This is a genomic window from Streptomyces sp. NPDC002566, assembly GCF_042889585.1.
Taxonomy (GTDB): domain Bacteria; phylum Actinomycetota; class Actinomycetes; order Streptomycetales; family Streptomycetaceae; genus Streptomyces.
Map to the genome: position 1 here is coordinate 285,370 of NZ_JBIARD010000005.1, position 16,031 is coordinate 301,400.

The window sequence follows — 16,031 nt, forward strand, 5'->3', positions numbered from 1 at the left end:
GGCTGTGAGCGGTGCGGGGCTCAGCTGACGCGGGTCAGCTTGTCCAGGAAGCCCGGCTCGGCCAGCTCCGACTTGAGCGCGACCGGAACCTTGACGGCCCCGCTGACGCCGTCGCCGACGGTGAGCGTGCCCACCTGGGTGCCCGCCTTCGCCGTGTGCGGGACCTCACCGGGGGCGAACGACAGCTTCACCGTCAGCCCGGCCCAGCCGACCGCCGAGACGTCCTCGGTGGCCACGACGGGCGTGTGGTGCCCCATCTTGTCGTCCACGTACCCGACGACGTCGCCCTTCTTGAGGATCTTCGCCGAGGTCATCGCGTCCTGGGCGGCGAGCAGCGCGGTCTTGCTGACCGCGTTGACCGTGTCGATGATCGGCGCGGTGTGCTGGCCGAGGACCGCGCCCACCAGGGTGACGGTCTTGCCGCCGGCCTCCTTGGTGGCGGCGAACAGCAGGTTGCCGCCGGCCTTGCTGGTGGAGCCGGTCTTCAGGCCGATGGCGTTGTTGTACGGCACGAGCGTGTTGTAGTTGCGCCACTCCTTGCCGGTCGGGTCGATCCACTTCGGCAGCTTGGTGATCTCCATCAGGGCGGGGATCTTCACCAGCTCGTTGCCGAGCTTCACCTGGTCCGCGGCGGTGGAGACGGTGGTCTCCTTCAGCCCCGAGGCGTCGGTGTACTTCGTGTTCGTCATCCCCAGCTGCTTGGCGGTGGCGTTCATCTTGGCGATGAAGGCCGCCTCGTTGCCCGCGTCCCAACGGGCCAGCAGCCGGGCGATGTTGTTCGCCGAGGGGATCATCACGGCCGACAGGGCCTGACGCAGGGTGAGCTTGTCGCCCGCCTTGACGGTGTTGAGGGTGGACTCGCCGCCGCTGACGTCGTAGCCGCCCTCCTTCTCGGCGGTGGGGTCGACGGTGATGGCCGGCCCCTCCTCGCCCGACTTCAGCGTGTGGCCCTTGAGCACGACGTACGCCGTCATCGCCTTCGCCACCGAGCCGATGGCCACGGGCTTCTGGTCGCCGAAGCCGCTCATGGTGCCGATGCCGGTGACGTCCATCGAACCCTGGCCCTCGCCGGGCCACGGCAGCGTGAGCTTGCCGCCCTCGAAGGTGTACGTCTCCTTCGCGGTGAGAGCCAGCGCGGGCGCCGGGAGCGGCCGTACGGCCTGCGCGATCGCAAACACGATCACCAGCAGCACGAACAGCGGCGTCCAGATCTTGACCCGGCGGCCCAGTGTGCGCAGCGGCGTGGGCGGGGGCGGCGGGGTGTTGGTCAGCTCGGCCAGCAGGTCCAGCGGCGGCTTGGGCGGCAGCGGCTGCTGGGTGGTGCGCTCGGGCCCGATCTGCGGCACGACGGCGGTGGCGTCGGCGGCCGGCTTCGCGGGCTCGGCGGCCGGCTTCGCGGGCTTCGAGGGCTCGGTGGCCGGCTGCGGGGACGGCTTGGCGGCCGGCTTGGCCTCAGGCTCGGCGGTCGTCTTGGCGTCGGGCTCGGCCGGGGCGGCGGTCGCCGGCTTGCGGGTGGACGGGTCGTCGAGGGGCTTGAGCGCGACGAACTTGCTGGTGCGCTCGGGGGTGGGGGTGGGGTCGGACTCCGCCTCGCCGCCGGCGGGCTTCGCCTTGTCGTCGGCGGGCTTCGCCTCGTCGTCGGCCTTCGGCTTCTCGGCGTCGGCCTTCGGCTCGTCGGTGGCCGGCTTCTTCGCGTCCTTCTTCGCCCCGGACGCGGGCTCGGTGGCGTCGCCGCCGAGCTTCAGCATCGTGGTGGGCTGGTCCACGGCGGGCTTGGCGGACGGCATCTTGAAGATGGCGGTGGGCTGGTCGACGGGGGCGTCGGTGTCGGCGTCCTCGTCGTCTTCGGCGGCCTTGGGGGACTTGGCGTCCTTGGCCTCGGTGTCGTTCTCGGGGGCGTCGTCGGCCTTGCCGGCTTCGGGCTCGTCGTCCTCGGCGGTGTCGTCCTCGGAGGCGTCGCCACCCTTGGGAGCCTCGTCCTCGGGGGCGTCGTCCGCCTCGTCCTTCGGAGAGGCCTCGTCCTCGGCCCTGGCGTCGCCCTTAGCGGCCCACTTGGGCGCTGACTTGGCGACGGGCTTCGCCTCGGAGTCCTTCTCGGACTCCTCCTCGACAGCGGACGACCCCTCGGTCTCGTCCGCGTCCTTCGCGTCCTTCGTGCTCTCCGGGGCCTTCCCGGCCGTCTCCTCGTCCGCGGAGGCCACCCACTGGGCCACCGCTGCCCGCAGGCGCTCGTCGCCGCCCCCCGAGCCGCCGGAGGCCCCGTCGGAGGCGTCGGCCTTCTCCGGGGAGCCCTCAGCCGCCTCTGAGGCCTCCTCAGCGCTCTCCTCGGGCTCGCCCCGCTCCTCCTGCCCGTCCTCGTCGGTCTTCAGCTCGCGGACGGAGAACACCCTTGTCGCCGTGTCCACACCCCCGCGTGCCGCACTCGACGAGCTCGACGCCTCGCCGTCACGTGCCGCCGCGACCCTGGGACCCCGAGCCTCGGGAACCGCGCCGGCGCTCCCCGACGTCGGTTCTGCCGACGACTCGCGCTGCTTCGACTTCGACTTGTCGGGGGACTCGCCCGCCACCGATGCCTCCTCATGTGCCGCACGCCCACCGCGCGCGCCTGCCGAACCGTGAACCGCCGCCCGAGACAGTGCCGTACGCGCTGTCCGAACCATCTACCAGTGTCCTGGGTAGTGACCTTGGCTCCTGCGGTAGACGAGAACGACATACCTACTGGTTCCACTACGAACCGGTCACGCACCCTCGACAGATGAATGTGAGAGGGGTCACCCTGTCATTCATCCACGCGGGGAGGCATGGATGGGCAGGAGCCGCAGAACACTTCCGGAGGAGCTTCTGCTGCTGGCATTGGACCCGACCACGGGTACCACTGCGCAGCCGCAGTCGCTCGACCTTGGTCTGGCCGGAGCGCAGCTAGTGGAGCTGGCGCTGGCCGGACGGATAGCCCCAGACGGGGATCGTATCGCCGTGGTGTCCCCACGGCCGACTGGAGATCCGACTCTGGACTGCGCGTTGGAGTTGCTGCGAAGGCGCGGCGCTCCCGTACGGGCCGTCCACTGGATCGGCGGACCCCGGCTGGGGCTCCGTCAGACCTACCTCTCGCATCTGGAGCGGTGCGGCATGGTGCATGCCGTGGCGGGCCAGATGTGCGGAGTGCTGCCGACGACTCGCTACCAGGCGACCGACACGGCGATCAGCCGGGAGATCAGGGCCCGGCTGGACTCCGCGATCCGCACCGGCGTGCCGCCGGACCCGCGGACCGCGGCCCTCGCCGCGCTGGCGCACGCGGTCGGTCTCGGCAAGCACCTGTACCCGGGCAACGAGGGACGCTCGTCCCGCTCCCGGCTGCGGGACCTGATCAGGCACGACCCCATGGGCGGCCTCGTGGCGCACGCCGTGATGGACGTTCAGAACGGCGCGGCGGCCCAGCCGCGCCGGAGCCCGGCCCAGGCCGGCCGTCAGGCCGGACCGGGAGCGAGGACGGCCCCGGAGCCCGCCCGTGGCGTTCCGGTGCAGCCTCATCGAAGCGCCATGGCACGCGTCGTGGCCCACTGAGCACACCCTTGAGGGACGGCTGACGGGGACCCCCTTCACCCCCGTGAGACCCGTAGCACCCGTAGCACCCGTAGCACCCGCAGTACCCGTAGCACCCGCAGTACCCGTTGCGATGTGCACGGCCCGTAAGACCCGTTCGGGAGCCGCCGCGGCCCGCGCGGGGCGGTGACGCCGTACGTCCGTCAGGGACGTCCTTCGGTGCCGCCGTCCCGCGCGGACGCATGTCCGGGGCAGGCGATCGCATATCCACTGTTTTCCAGCGGTGGAAAGCACCTTGGTGGCAGTCTGCTCAACAGCAGATACGCAAAGTGTCAGATACAGGCATGCAGCCGGAGGTGCACGTCCCGTGGCGTCGAATGTCAATCCCACCGTCCGGCGGCGCCGGCTGGGCCAGGAGTTGCGCAAACTCCGCGAGGACAAGGGCATGACGGCGGAACAGGTCGCCGACCGCCTGCTCGTGTCGCAGTCGAAGATCAGCCGTCTGGAGAACGGCCGGCGCAGCATCAGCCAGCGTGACGTCCGTGATCTGTGCGGGGTCTACGAGGTCGAGGACCAGCGGATGGTCGACTCGCTGATGGAGATGGCCAAGGACTCCCGCCAGCAGGGCTGGTGGCACGCCTTCGGGGATGTCCCCTACAGCGTCTACATCGGCCTGGAGACCGACGCGGCGAGCCTGCGCGTGTACGACCCGCAGGTGGTGCCCGGCCTGCTGCAGACCCGTCAGTACGCCGAGACGCTGATCGCCGGCGCGTTGCCGGAGACCGCGCCGGCCGAGATCGACAAGCGCGTGCAGGTCCGGATGCGCCGTCAGGAGCGCATCAGCGCCGAGGAGAACCCGCTGCGGCTGTGGACGGTGATGGACGAGGCGGCGCTGCGTCGTGTCGTGGGCGGCAGGTCCCTGATGCGGGATCAGCTGGAGTATCTCGTCGAGCAGTCCCAACTGCCGCACGTCACCGTGCAGGTGATCCCCTTCGACATGGGCGCGCACCCGGGCCTGAACGGCCAGTACGCGATCCTGGAGTTCCCCGACGCGTCCGACTCCAGCGTCGTCTACATCGAGGGCGTCACCAGCGATCTGTACCTGGAGAAGCCGAACGACGTCCAGAAGTACAGCGTGATGTACGAGCATCTGCGGGCGCAGGCGCTGAACGTCGAGCAGTCCCGGCAGTTCATTTCGCGGATCGCCAAGGAGTACGCCCAGTAGGGCCGTCGGCGGCCACTGAGAGGCCGCCGGGTGTGGAAGGTGCCGCAGAGTACACCCCACCCAACCTGGATGGAAGACTCATCTGGAATATGCCATCCGGTCGAGTGAATAGTCGCTTCGTACGTCGATGTCGGCGAGTAGCGTCGATCACGCCATCGGGCAACGCCGTTGGCGGAAACCGTTCCTGGGCTCGCGTTCCTGCCCGGGGCGGCGACACAGCAACTCATCACACCGGCAATCCGGAGCAAAAAAATGGCAATTCGTCAGGGTGCCACGGACACGTGGACCAAGTCCTCCTACTCCACCGGCAACGGCGCGTGCGTCGAGATCAAGTCGCCGGTCGTCGCGGCCATGGCCGTGCGGGACTCCAAGGTCGAGAACGGGCCCGTGCTGGACTTCCCCGCCACCGCGTGGAACGTCTTCGTCGCCTCGGTCAAGGCGTAGTCTCCGGTCACGGCTCAGGGGGAGGACAGGTCCTGATCTCCTCGCCCCGTGCCGCGACCGGCCAAGCCCTCTCGACGAGCTCGCCGTCCTTGCCGAGGGGGCTCGGCTTGCGCCCTAGGGCACCCGGGGATCCCGGCCCGGGGATTCTCAGCCCAGGTGCTTCTCGACAGCGGCGACGACCTCGGCGGACTCCGGCTCGGTCTGCGGCGAGAAACGGGCCACGACCGTGCCGTCCCGCCCGATGAGGAACTTCTCGAAGTTCCAGCGGATGTCGCCGGCGTGGCCCTCGGCGTCGGCGAAGCCTACGAGCCGCTCGTAGAGGGGGTGCCGGCCGTCCCCGTTCACCTCGACCTTCTCGGTCAGCGGGAAGGTCACGCCGTACGTGGCGGAGCAGAACTCGGCGATCTCCTCGGCGGAGCCCGGCTCCTGTCCGAGGAACTGGTTGCAGGGCACTCCGAGCACGGTGAAGCCCTGCTCGGCGTACCGCTCCTGGAGCCGCTCCAGCCCCGTGTACTGCGGCGTCAGGCCGCACTTGGACGCGACGTTCACCACCAGCACGACCTGCCCGGCATACCGCGAGAGCTCAGCGCCGCCTCCCTTGAGCGCACCGATCTCCACGTCGAGGGGCGAACCAACAGCATCAGTAGTCATGCCCGCGATGCTAGACGCTCCGCTGGCTCAGCCCGCCCCTCACCTGGGCGCGGTGCCTGGAAAGCACCGTGCGCCCCTGCGTTCTCGGCTCGCCGCTGCGCCGTCGTGGCCGCTCGCGCAGTTCCCCGCGCCCCTACCCGGTGCTGCCGCACCCGGTGTGCAGCCGTGCGGCCTGGGCCGGGTGGGGTGCCGCGATGCGTTGTCGGTTCGCCGCTGCGCCGTCGTGGCGGGTCGCGCAGTTCCCCGCGCCCCTACCCGGCACTGCCGCACCCGGTGTCCAGCCGTGCGGCCTGGGCCGGGTGGGGTGCCGCGATGCGGCGTCGATTCGCTGCTGCGCCGTCGTGGCCGCTCGCGCAGTTCCCCGCGCCCCTACCCGGTGCTGCCCAACCCGGCACCCACCCAGCACCCCGCCCCGCCCGAGCATGCCGCACGCCCGCCCAACCACGCAGGCCGCGCGCCTAATCGCGGGCCGCGCACCCGTCCAGCCGCGCAGGCCGCACACCCGCCAAACCGCGCGGGCCCGCCCGGTCCGTCCAACCGCGGGCAGTCGTGTCGCTGGGGCGGCACGGGTGGGCGCGGCGGCACCCCGGTGGCGCCGGGCCGCGCGACCCACCCCCCAGCCCCAGCCCCAGCCGACCCGCACGACACCCCCGCGCAACAACTAACCCCCCGCCCCCACCACCGCATCCCCCACCCCCGTCCGGGAGTACAGCACCGACCGTCCCACCCTCCGCCGCTCCACCAGCCCCGCGTCCAGCAGCACCCGCAGGTGCCGGCCCACCGACCCCAACCCCTGCCCGGTCAACGCGACCAGCTGCGTCGTGGTCAGCGCCCCCTCCCCGAGCAGCACCAGGACCACCGCCCGCCCAGCCCCCAGCAGCGCGTTCAACGCAGGCGTCGCCGCTGCGCCGCCGCAGTCCCCGGCGAGAGCCCCCACGCAGGGATAGACCACGGCATAGCGACCCACCCCTCCCCGCCCCTCCGCCTCCTCCCACGACACCCACCCCGCGTGCGGAGTCACCGGCACGAACAGCAGCTCCGCGCCGGAGATCTCCCGAGGGGGGTACTCATGCAGGTTCACCTGCAGCCGGCTCTCCCCGAGCCACCGCGTCCCCGGCCGCAACGAATCCAGCACCGAGGCCCACCCACCTCGACTGACCTGCGCCGTCCGCACCGCGACATCCGCTTCGAGGACTCTGCGCCGCCGCTCCCAGTAGGGCAGTACGGCCGCCTCCCACACGTACTCCAGCAGCGCCGCCGCCCGCTCGGGCAGATCGTCCCGCTCCAGGACGGCCGGCAGCGGCCCCGCGAGGGACACCCGCAGATGCGCACGGGCGTCCGCCGCCCCCGCCGACCGCACCCGCCCGAGGCCGTCCTCGAAGCTCTCCCCGTCCCTCGGGGTGGGCGTCAGGAAGTCCGCGAGCCAGTGCCGCCCGAGCCCCGCCCGCACCAGCCGCGCCGTGACCGGATCGGCGGCGAGCCGCGCCCGGTAACCGGGCAGATGCGCCCGCAGCCAGGCCGTCTCCCCGGGATGAGCGCCCACCCCGGAGTGCAGCAGCTTCAGACTCGCGAAGGTCTCGGCGAGCGGCGAGATCAGAAACCGGCTCCCGGCGAGCGTGTCGGCGTTCACCTGCCACCACCCCACCCGCCCACCCCCTCACCTCTGCCACACGGCAGAACGGTCCCGCTCGGAGCCAGGGCTCACGCCCCTCCCACGCCAGGCCCAGCCAAGCCCGACTCCCCACCGCACCCCAACGTTTCGCAGCCCGGCGAAACAATAACCACCCCCTCCCGCCCCGCCCGAGACTCCCCGCATGACGCTCAGCGCGACCGGATACCGACCCCTCTTCCGCACCCCGGAGTTCACCCCCCTCCTCCTGTCCTCAGCCGCCCACACCGCCGCCCAGACCATCGCGGGACTCGCCCTGGGCACCCTCGTCCACCGCGCCACAGGCTCCCCGTTCCTCTCGGCGGTGAGCATGTTCGGGCCGTCCCTCGCCCAGGTCCTCGGCGCGACGCTCCTCCTCTCCGGGGCCGACCGCCTCCCGCCGAGACGTGTCCTGGCCGGCCTCTCCCTGGCGTTCGCCGCCCTCACGGCCGTACTCGCCCTGCCGGGGCTGCCGATCGGGGCCGTCTTCGTCGCCGTCCTCGCGCAGGGGCTGGTCGCGGCGCTCGGCGGCGGGGTGCGCTGGGGCCTGCTCAACGAGATCGCCCCCGAGGGCGGCTACCTCGCCGCGCGGTCCGTCTTCAACATGACGCACGGGCTGCTGCAGATCACCGGGTACGCGACCGGCGGCGTCCTCGTCGCCGTCCTCTCCCCGCGCCCCGTCCTCCTCCTCGCCGCCCTCCTCCACGCCGGCGCCGCGCTCGTCGCCCGCGTCGGGCTGACCGTCCGCGCACCCCGTGCCGTGGGCCGCCCCTCGGTCGCGCGGACCTGGCGCACCAACGCCCGCCTGTGGTCCTCCCGACCACGCCGGCTGCTCTACCTCGGCCTGTGGCTGCCCAACGGTCTGATCGTCGGCTGCGAAGCCCTCTTCGTGTCCTACGACCCCGATGCCGCGGGCACGCTGTTCGCGTGCGCGGCGCTGGGCATGCTGGCCGGCGACCTCGCCGTCGGCCGCCTCCTCCCACCCGCGGTGCGCAGCCGCCTCGCCACCCCTCTCCTGCTGCTCCTGGCCGCCCCGTACGCCGTGTTCGTCCTGCGCCCGCCGCTGCCCGTAGCCGCGGTCGCCGTCGCCGTGGCCTCCGCCGGCTTCGGCGCGAGCCTCGTCCAGCAGGAACGCCTGATGGCCCTCACCCCGCCCGAACTCGCCGGCCAGGCCCTCGGCTTGCACTCCGCCGGGATGCTCACCCTCCAGGGCGTGAGCGCCGCCCTCGCCGGCACCGCGGCCCAACTCACCTCGCCGGAAACGGCGATGATGGCGATGGCGCTCGCGTCGGTCGTGGTGACCCTGACGCTGGCCCGGGCGGGATCCCGGGGAGCCGCCGCACTCCGTAGAGTGCGAGGAGAGGGGGACGGGGTCCGCCAGGGAGGGGAAGCGGGATGAGCAGGACGGAAGGGACACCGGTCGGTCCGGAACAGCTGATCGCGGAGGCGCGCAAGGCGTTCTTCACGGTGTTCGCGTTCCTGGCGATCGTCTGGCTGGTCCAACTGGCCAACGCCGCACAGGACTACGGACTCGCCCGTGACTACGGCGTCTCGTCCGGCGACGTCGGATCGCTGCCCCACGTGCTGTCCGCGCCGTTCCTGCACTGGAGTTGGGCCCACATCGAGAGCAACTCCGGCCCGCTGTTCGTCTTCGGCTTCCTCGCCGCGTACCGCGGCGTCGCCCGCTTCCTCGCTCTCAGCCTGCTGGTCGCCCTCACCAGCGGCACGGCGGTGTGGCTCCTGGAGCAGGGCGACGCGGTGACGGTCGGCGCGAGCGGCCTGGTCTACGGGTACTTCGCCTACGTCGTCGTCCGCGGGCTCTTCGACCGGCACCTGATCGACACCCTGATCGGCCTGGTCATGGCGGCCTCCTTCGCCTACCTGCTCACCACGGCCGTCCCCGGCACGCCCGGCGTGAGCTGGCTGGGCCACCTGGGCGGGCTGGTCGGCGGTCTCGCGGGAGCCTGGCTCTTCCGAGACCGCGACCGCGGCACCCGCTCCGAGGCCGCCCCGGCACTCGCGACCGCTGCCGCCGCCCGCGCCCCGAAGCGCCGCTCGGTGCCGTCGACGCCTGCCGACCACCCCCGCGCGGCCCTCCACAAGGAGCTGGACGACCTGGGCCTGCTCTGACCGGGCGGGTCCTCGCGGCCCCGCCGCTGGTGGCAGGTCCCGACCCGCCCTACCGTCGTGGATACGGCGACGGCGCTCCGGCGGAAGGAGACGGGCCATGCCAGGACGGCGGGCGGAGCCGCCGGCGATGCCGGCCGGCCTGCGGGCGATGCTGGCCGATCTGGAGGAACTCGTGCGGTGCGAGTCCTTCTCCGCCGACCACGCCGCGGTGGCGCGCAGCGCCCGCACGGTCGGTGCGCTCGGCGCACGGCTGCTGGGAGCCGCGCCGGAGACCATCGTGATCGACGGGGTGACCCACCTGCGGTGGACGTTCGGCAGACCGCGCGTCCTGCTGCTGGGCCACCACGACACGGTGTGGCCCCTCGGCTCGCTCCGCTCCCACCCCTGGTCGGCCGAGGACGGGATCGCCCGCGGTCCGGGCGTCCTCGACATGAAGGCGGGCCTGGTGCAGATGTTCCACGCGCTGGCCTCGCTGCCCTCGCCGTCCGGGGTGTGCGTGCTGGTCACCGGGGACGAGGAGGTCGGCTCCCCGACCTCGCGCGCGCTCGTCGAGCAGACCGCGCGGCGCTGCGCGGCCGCCTTCGTGCTGGAGGCGGCGGCTGACGCGCGGGGCGCGGTGAAGACCGCCCGCAAGGGCACCTCGCGGTACGAGATCGTGGTGCACGGCCGGGCCGCGCACGCCGGGGTGGAGCCGCACGAGGGGATCAACGCCTCCGTCGAGGCGGCCCACCAGGTCCTGGCCGTCGCCGGCATCGAGGCCGCGCTGCCCGCCGACGCCGCCCACCCCGTCCTCGGCGCGGCGACCGTCACGCCGACGCTGCTGTCGTCGGGCAGCGTCCGCAACACGGTGCCCGCGCGGGCGAGCCTGTGGGTGGACGTCCGGGTGCCGACGGCGACGGCGCAGCACCGCGTCGACGCCCTCGTACGCGGCCTCGCTCCCGTGACGCCCGGCGCGCACCTGGAGATCTCGGGCGGCGCGCAACGCCCGCCGATGCCACCGCAGGCCTCCGCCGACCTGTTCGCCCTCGCCGCACGCACCGCCGTGGACCTGGGCCAGGCGCCCCTGACGGGAAGAGCCGTAGGGGGATCCTCCGACGCCAACTACACGGCGGCGGCGGGCTGTCCCACCCTGGACGGCCTGGGCGCGGTGGGCGAGGGCCCCCACGCGGACACCGAACACGTGAAGATCCCCCGCATGCTCCCCCGCACCCGTCTACTGGCCGAACTGATCACCCGGGCCCTCGACCGCCGCTGAACCGGCCCGCCGGATGACCCTCACTCCTCCTCCGGAGGCGACGACTCCAGAAGGCGTTCCGCGATGTCGTCCGCCCACTCCTGCGCCCACCGGCGCAGCGCGGCCACGGCGGGAGCGTCGAGGCCGTACGCGGTGAACTCGACGTCGTCGATCATCTCCGCGCCGGTCAGACGGGCCTGGAGGTCGGCGAGGTCGAAGCCGTCGCGAGCGTGGCGACGGCCCAGTTCCTCCAGCTCGGGGTGGCTCCAGCGCCCCGCGGCGGCGTGGACGTCGATGAGGTCGCGGGCCAGCCCCCGGTCGGCCAACGCCCGGACCTTCGTGCCGACCACGTCCTCCAGGGAGAGGGCGAGACCCAGATCCGTGGGAACGGGCGGCCGCCACAGCACCTCCTTGAGGACGTCGACCTGGCACTCCTCACCGGTGACCGGTTCGACGACGACCAGCCGGGCGGAGAGCGGATCCGTCTCCGGGGGCCGAGGGACGAGCCACCCGCGCTCCTCCAGCCCCGCCCGGAGCACGCCGGCGATCTCCTCCATCCCGGCCGGGCTCTCGGTCGCGACGGCCACATGCCGTACGACGCGTTCCACGAGCCCGTGCGCCTGGGCGGCGTGACCACCGGTCAGCGCCAGGAGGTAGGGCGCGCCCGCGTCGAGCAGGTCGGCCAGCAGACGGCGGTGCAGATCGGTCACTCTCACAGGGTCAGTCTCGGGCAACGGGCGGCCGACGGCACACACGTCACGCCCGCCCCGTGTAACGCTTCTTTCGCCTCGGGCCAAGAACAGACGACGACGTTGCCCGACGACGACAAGGAGACCGCCCGTGGACGGTGCTGAACGGGGTGAGCCGGAGGCGGCGTTACGGGACCCGCGCCTCTTCGAGGACTTCTACCGACGCCATGTGGACGCCGTTCTGCGCTTCGTGGCCCGCCGGGTGGACGACCCGCACACCGCGGCGGACCTGACCGCCGAGATCTTCCTCGCCGTCCTCGACTCGGCCGCCTCGTACCGCCCGAGCCTCGGCAGCGAGACGGCCTGGCTGTACGGCGTCGCGCGCAACGTCGTGTCGTCGGAGCGCCGCCGGATCGCCCGTGAGGCCGCACGCGATCTGCGCCTGTCCGGGAGACGGCTGCTGGACGCCGACGACGTCGTCCGTCTGGAGGACAAGCTCGACGCGGAGAGCCCGGGGCGGCGCGCCCTGGCCGCGCTGGCCCGACTGCCCGAGGGGGAGCGGGCGGTCATGGAGCTGATCGCGGTGGACGAGCTGACGGTCACCGAGGCGGCGGCCGCGCTGGGCATCCGCCAGGTCACCGCGAGGGTGCGCCTGCACCGCGCGCGCAGGGCGCTGCGCGCAGAGGCGGCCGCGACGACGGCGTCGGCTGCGACGACGGCATCGGTCCCGACGACTGCGAGTGCCGCGCCCATGGCTTCGGCTGCACCCGTGACCCGGCGGCGTCCGGAGGCGGCGCGGACGCCGGACGGGCCCCTGATGTACGTCATCGGGGGAGAGGCATGAGCACGAGGCCGACGTTCGAGGACCGTCTGCTGGCCGAGCTGAAACGGGACATCGCGACCCGCGAGCAGCCGCCCCGCGCGACACCGCCGCGCCGCCTGCTCACCCCCCGCCGCCTGGCCGTCGTGGCGCTGCCCTGCGCGCTGCTCGGACTCGCCCCGCTGCTCGGGTTCGGCCCCGTGCTCGCCTCCGAACCACCGGCCCAGCCGGTCGCGTACGCGGTGCAGGGGCGCGGCGACGGCAAGGTGAGGCTCACGGTCCGGGAGCAGTTCATCAGCGTGGAGGCCCAGGAGGCCCTGGCGAGGGCGCTGCGCCCCTGGGAGATCCACGTGACGATCGACGTACTCCCACCGGGGTACGTGTGTGAGCGCAGCGCCCCCGCTTCCACGCTGGTGGCTCTGGACGAGCAGGGCGACCCCGTACCCGTAATACCCCTGAAGTCGAGCTGGGACCTCACCCTGGGCAGAGGCGACCTGCTCGCCTTCGAGAACACGGCGGGCGACCACAGGGCCCGTGCGGTCGAGCACTACGCCGCCGGGACCAGGACGGAACCCTGCGTCCCCCTGAAACTCGCCCTCCCGGACGGCTCGAAGCCGAAGAAGTAACACCCGGCAACCAGAACGACTCGCCCTCCGGCGTGCGATCTCCCACGCGAAGAAAGGCGCTTGCCCATGCCCCCCTCCCAGGTACCCGTGGACCCCAGCCGATTACGTACGGATTCACCGCTCTCACCCCAAGTGACACCGCTGCGGGAGAGACCCAGGGTCGGCTGGCTGGACGCCCTCAGAGGCATCGCCGCCCTGGTCGTCGTCTTCGACCACTCCTCGTACGCGTTCCTGCCGCAGTTCCGGCAGGAGTTGATGCCCGAGTTCAACACCAGCCGTTACGGCATCATGGTGTTCTTTCTGGTGAGCGGCTACATCATCCCCGCGTCCCTCGAACGCGGCGGCTCCGTGCGGACGTTCTGGATCGGACGCCTGTTCCGCGTGTACCCGCTGTGGGCGGTGGCCGTCACGGCGCTGGCGGCGTTGCACGCGCTGGACCTGGCCCGGATCCGCCCCGACCTGGCGCAGCAGCCCCTGGCCACCGTGGCCGCCGCCCATCTGACCATGTTCCAGGAGCTGTTGGGCACCCCCAATCTCCTGCTGGTCCTGTGGACGCTCTCCTACGAGATGGCCTTCTACCTCCTCACCGTCGCCCTCTTCACGGTGGGCCGGCACCACCGCTCGGCGACGGTCGCGGTCACCCTGGCCGTACTGGCCGCCGCCGGCGTCGCGGCCGGAGTCAGCCTGCCGCCCTCGGCCCTCTCGCACGCCCTGGGTACCGGCCCGCTGGTGGCGATCGCCTCCGTCGCCATGGCGGCCGCCGTCTGCTGCGCCTGCACCGGGCGGCCCGTACTGCGCACGGCCGGGGGTGTGCTGGGCGGACTGCTGGCCCTGCTGCTGGTGACGACGAACGGCACGGTCCCCGTCTGGGAGGGGCTGACGATCCTCGCCGTGATGTTCCTGGGCACGGCGATCCACCGCGCCGAGCACGGTCAGGTGACGTGGCGGGCCACCGCCTGCGCGACCGCGGCGGTGCTGCTGTGCGCCGTGGCCAGTGCCCACGGCCACGGCGACACCCGACAGTTCACGGAACGCGGCTGGCTCGCGGCGTTCCTGCTTGCCGTCCTCACCTTCGCCGCCGGCTGGGCCCTCCGGCACCGGCGGACCCCCCGCTGGCTGACGGTCCTGGGGGCGATCAGCTACTCCGTGTACCTGCTCCACCCGGTGATGCTGGCCGTGACGGACGCCACGATCGGCCGCTCCGCCCGCGACGACCTCGTGCTGGAGGCAGCCTTCGTAGCCGCTCTCCTCCCTCTCTCCTGGCTGACCCACCGCTATGTCGAGACCCCGTCCCAGAGATGGGGCCGCGCTCTCTCCCGGCGACTACGGCGGCGAGCCGGCGGGTGATCCCGGCGTCACTGTGACGGCCGACCTTCCGGTCGGCGGAGCACGGTGATAGACAGCCGGGGTGGAGAAGACTCAGGAGTCCCGCGCCGCCCCAAGGGTGACCGATTCAGGACCCAAGCCCGACTTCACCCCCTCTCCGATAGTATGTTCGATCTCGCGATGGTCACCCCTGTCGCCTTTCGTTCATCGACCACTCGACAAAATCGGCCAGACGATTGATAACTAGACCATCGCGGGTGTTTTCGCGGACAAGCGACAGGATCTCGCCGGTCGCGCGGCGTCACGGTCGCGCGATGCTGTGGGCGACGGCGGGGGCGATCGCTCTCGTGCTCCTGGTCGCACTGGAGATCGCCGCACGCCGCTACGGCGAACCGGGCCCCGTCACCACCCAGGTGGAAGCCCTGGTGTTCGCCCCGAAGCCGGGGCCGCTGTACGGCGGTCTGGCGCTGATGATGGTGGTGCTCACCTGGCGGCAGCGGTTCATCGCGGCCGGCGCGGCGATCGGCATCGACGCCGTCTTCGCGCTGGTGCGGTGGGCGGTCGACGCCCGGATACCCGAGGACCATTCCGTCGGAAACGGCGCGTTGTGGGTGATGCTGGGCACCGCGGTCATCGCCGTCACGCGCCGCACCGGCCCGGAACGCGTCCTGCTGCTGAAGGGCGTCGGCCTGGCCCTGCTGCTGGTGGCCGGCCGCAAGATCGGCGACACCTGGCTGTTCATCACGGCGAAGACACGCACCGACGTGCTCGACCCCTACGTGGCGACCGCCGATCAGGCGCTGGGCAACCCGTCATGGCTGGTGGGCCGGATGGTCGAGGCCACCAGCCCGATCAGCTCCCACCTTCTGCAGTGGGTCTACGCGCAGCTCGCGGTCGCCGCGGTCGTCGTCGCGCTGTACCAGCTGCGCGACGTGGCGGCCGAGCGCCGCTTCCCCCGCCATCACCTGGTCCGCACCTTCCTGGTGATCGGCCTTCTCGGGCCCGCCATCTACATGATCTTCCCGGTCGTGGGGCCGGTCTTCGCCTACGGCCCGGGGGCCTCCGGCACCGGCGGCGTGCAGTGGGCGGTGGCCAACCTGTGGCCGAACACCCCGCCGACGGTCACCGTCCCCCAGCCGGTGCCGTACGACGGGCTCACCCCCCGCAACTGCATGCCCAGCCTGCACACGGCATGGTCCGTCGCGATCTTCATCCACACCCGCAAGGCGCCCCGCCTGCTGCGGTTCGCGGGCACGTTCTGGCTGATCGCCACGCTCACGGCGACCCTCGGCTTCGGCTACCACTACGGCGTGGACCTCGTCGCCGGCGTGGTGTTCGCGCTCACGATCGAGGCGGGCCTGCGCTCGTTCGACCGGGGCTGGGACCGGGCGGGAGTCCACCTCGTCCTCCACGGCACCGCGGTCTTCGCCGCGCTCCTGGTGTCGTACCGCTTCCTGCCGATGGAACTGGCCGCGTACCCGGCCGTGTCCGGCCCTCTCCTCATCCTGGCGATGACCTCGGTGATCTACGGCTACCGGCGCACCACCAGACTCTGGGAACCGTCCCTCCCCCCGACCCGACGCCCGGAACCACAACCCGAGCCGGCCTGAGACCACCGCGGAAGCCGAAGGCAACGGCTCGGCCCCCGCGCGCGTCCCCCTTTCCGGGGCACGGCGTCCGTGTCCGGGAAGCGGGGAC

General features: G+C 72.3%; 14 protein-coding genes. 10 read left to right on the plus strand and 4 right to left on the minus strand.

What is annotated here, in order from left to right; all coding sequences use genetic code 11:
* Positions 1-20 precede the first annotated feature (20 nt).
* Positions 21-2,567: a D-alanyl-D-alanine carboxypeptidase gene (locus ACFYXA_RS22845; protein ID WP_389035644.1), complete on the minus strand. Its 2,547-nt coding sequence runs from the start codon at positions 2,565-2,567 to the stop codon at positions 21-23.
* A gap of 238 nt (positions 2,568-2,805) precedes the next feature.
* On the opposite strand from ACFYXA_RS22845, the gene ACFYXA_RS22850 reads away from it, so the two are divergent.
* The 3 genes from ACFYXA_RS22850 to ACFYXA_RS22860 all read left to right on the plus strand — a co-directional run bounded on the left by ACFYXA_RS22850 (position 2,806) and on the right by ACFYXA_RS22860 (position 5,209).
* The gene (locus ACFYXA_RS22850; protein ID WP_351091466.1) at positions 2,806-3,561 is read left to right on the plus strand and encodes a GPP34 family phosphoprotein; all 756 of its coding nucleotides are present in this window, start codon (positions 2,806-2,808) and stop codon (positions 3,559-3,561) included.
* Positions 3,562-3,907: 346 nt separating this feature from the next.
* Positions 3,908-4,765 (plus strand): helix-turn-helix transcriptional regulator, encoded by an 858-nt coding sequence (locus ACFYXA_RS22855; RefSeq protein ID WP_130442206.1) that lies wholly within the window; start codon positions 3,908-3,910, stop codon positions 4,763-4,765.
* Between the two features lie 252 nt (positions 4,766-5,017).
* Positions 5,018-5,209 (plus strand): DUF397 domain-containing protein, encoded by a 192-nt coding sequence (locus ACFYXA_RS22860; RefSeq protein WP_351091464.1) that lies wholly within the window; start codon positions 5,018-5,020, stop codon positions 5,207-5,209.
* A gap of 147 nt (positions 5,210-5,356) precedes the next feature.
* Here the strand turns inward: ACFYXA_RS22860 and ACFYXA_RS22865 are convergent, their stop codons facing one another.
* Positions 5,357-5,860 (minus strand): glutathione peroxidase, encoded by a 504-nt coding sequence (locus ACFYXA_RS22865; RefSeq protein WP_352246452.1) that lies wholly within the window; start codon positions 5,858-5,860, stop codon positions 5,357-5,359.
* 661 nt (positions 5,861-6,521) lie between these two features.
* Positions 6,522-7,505, minus strand: coding sequence for an ArsR family transcriptional regulator (locus ACFYXA_RS22870; RefSeq protein ID WP_389035652.1), 984 nt, complete (start codon positions 7,503-7,505; stop codon positions 6,522-6,524).
* Positions 7,506-7,674: 169 nt separating this feature from the next.
* Between ACFYXA_RS22870 and ACFYXA_RS22875 the strand changes: the two genes are divergently transcribed.
* From ACFYXA_RS22875 to ACFYXA_RS22885, 3 genes are all read left to right on the plus strand, one after another.
* Positions 7,675-8,907: an MFS transporter gene (locus tag ACFYXA_RS22875; protein ID WP_389035655.1), complete on the plus strand. Its 1,233-nt coding sequence runs from the start codon at positions 7,675-7,677 to the stop codon at positions 8,905-8,907.
* A complete protein-coding gene (locus tag ACFYXA_RS22880) occupies positions 8,904-9,638 on the plus strand; it encodes a rhomboid family intramembrane serine protease (RefSeq protein WP_352246449.1) in 735 nt (244 codons plus the stop codon). Before ACFYXA_RS22875 ends, ACFYXA_RS22880 begins: the two co-directional genes overlap by 4 nt.
* Positions 9,639-9,735: 97 nt before the next feature.
* On the plus strand, positions 9,736-10,893 hold the full coding sequence (locus tag ACFYXA_RS22885) for a M20/M25/M40 family metallo-hydrolase (RefSeq protein WP_389035660.1): 1,158 nt from the start codon (positions 9,736-9,738) through the stop codon (positions 10,891-10,893).
* 20 nt (positions 10,894-10,913) lie between these two features.
* Here the strand turns inward: ACFYXA_RS22885 and ACFYXA_RS22890 are convergent, their stop codons facing one another.
* The gene (locus ACFYXA_RS22890) at positions 10,914-11,588 is read right to left on the minus strand and encodes a nucleotidyl transferase AbiEii/AbiGii toxin family protein (RefSeq protein WP_389035663.1); all 675 of its coding nucleotides are present in this window, start codon (positions 11,586-11,588) and stop codon (positions 10,914-10,916) included.
* 124 nt (positions 11,589-11,712) lie between these two features.
* On the opposite strand from ACFYXA_RS22890, the gene ACFYXA_RS22895 reads away from it, so the two are divergent.
* The 4 genes from ACFYXA_RS22895 (at position 11,713) to ACFYXA_RS22910 (ending at position 15,943) form a co-directional block, all read left to right on the plus strand.
* Entirely contained in the window at positions 11,713-12,405 is a 693-nt protein-coding gene (locus tag ACFYXA_RS22895) for an RNA polymerase sigma factor (RefSeq protein WP_389035667.1), read from the plus strand.
* Positions 12,402-13,007: a hypothetical protein gene (locus ACFYXA_RS22900; protein ID WP_389035670.1), complete on the plus strand. Its 606-nt coding sequence runs from the start codon at positions 12,402-12,404 to the stop codon at positions 13,005-13,007. Before ACFYXA_RS22895 ends, ACFYXA_RS22900 begins: the two co-directional genes overlap by 4 nt.
* A 141-nt stretch (positions 13,008-13,148) precedes the next feature.
* Positions 13,149-14,354, plus strand: a complete 1,206-nt coding sequence (locus ACFYXA_RS22905; protein ID WP_389036180.1) for an acyltransferase family protein — start codon at positions 13,149-13,151, stop codon at positions 14,352-14,354.
* A 293-nt stretch (positions 14,355-14,647) separates the two neighbouring features.
* Positions 14,648-15,943, plus strand: a complete 1,296-nt coding sequence (locus ACFYXA_RS22910) for a phosphatase PAP2 family protein (protein ID WP_389035673.1) — start codon at positions 14,648-14,650, stop codon at positions 15,941-15,943.
* Positions 15,944-16,031: the final 88 nt, after the last annotated feature.

Bases quoted from the DNA above. Each gene is read 5' to 3' on its own strand.
- ACFYXA_RS22850 (WP_351091466.1), top strand. From the start codon at position 2,806: ATGGGCAGGAGCCGCAGAACACTTCCGGAGGAGCTTCTGCTGCTGGCA.
- ACFYXA_RS22865 (WP_352246452.1), bottom strand. From the start codon at position 5,860: ATGACTACTGATGCTGTTGGTTCGCCCCTCGACGTGGAGATCGGTGCG.
- ACFYXA_RS22880 (WP_352246449.1), top strand. From the start codon at position 8,904: ATGAGCAGGACGGAAGGGACACCGGTCGGTCCGGAACAGCTGATCGCG.
- ACFYXA_RS22860 (WP_351091464.1), top strand. From the start codon at position 5,018: ATGGCAATTCGTCAGGGTGCCACGGACACGTGGACCAAGTCCTCCTAC.
- ACFYXA_RS22900 (WP_389035670.1), top strand. From the start codon at position 12,402: ATGAGCACGAGGCCGACGTTCGAGGACCGTCTGCTGGCCGAGCTGAAA.
- ACFYXA_RS22885 (WP_389035660.1), top strand. From the start codon at position 9,736: ATGCCAGGACGGCGGGCGGAGCCGCCGGCGATGCCGGCCGGCCTGCGG.
- ACFYXA_RS22875 (WP_389035655.1), top strand. From the start codon at position 7,675: ATGACGCTCAGCGCGACCGGATACCGACCCCTCTTCCGCACCCCGGAG.
- ACFYXA_RS22910 (WP_389035673.1), top strand. From the start codon at position 14,648: ATGCTGTGGGCGACGGCGGGGGCGATCGCTCTCGTGCTCCTGGTCGCA.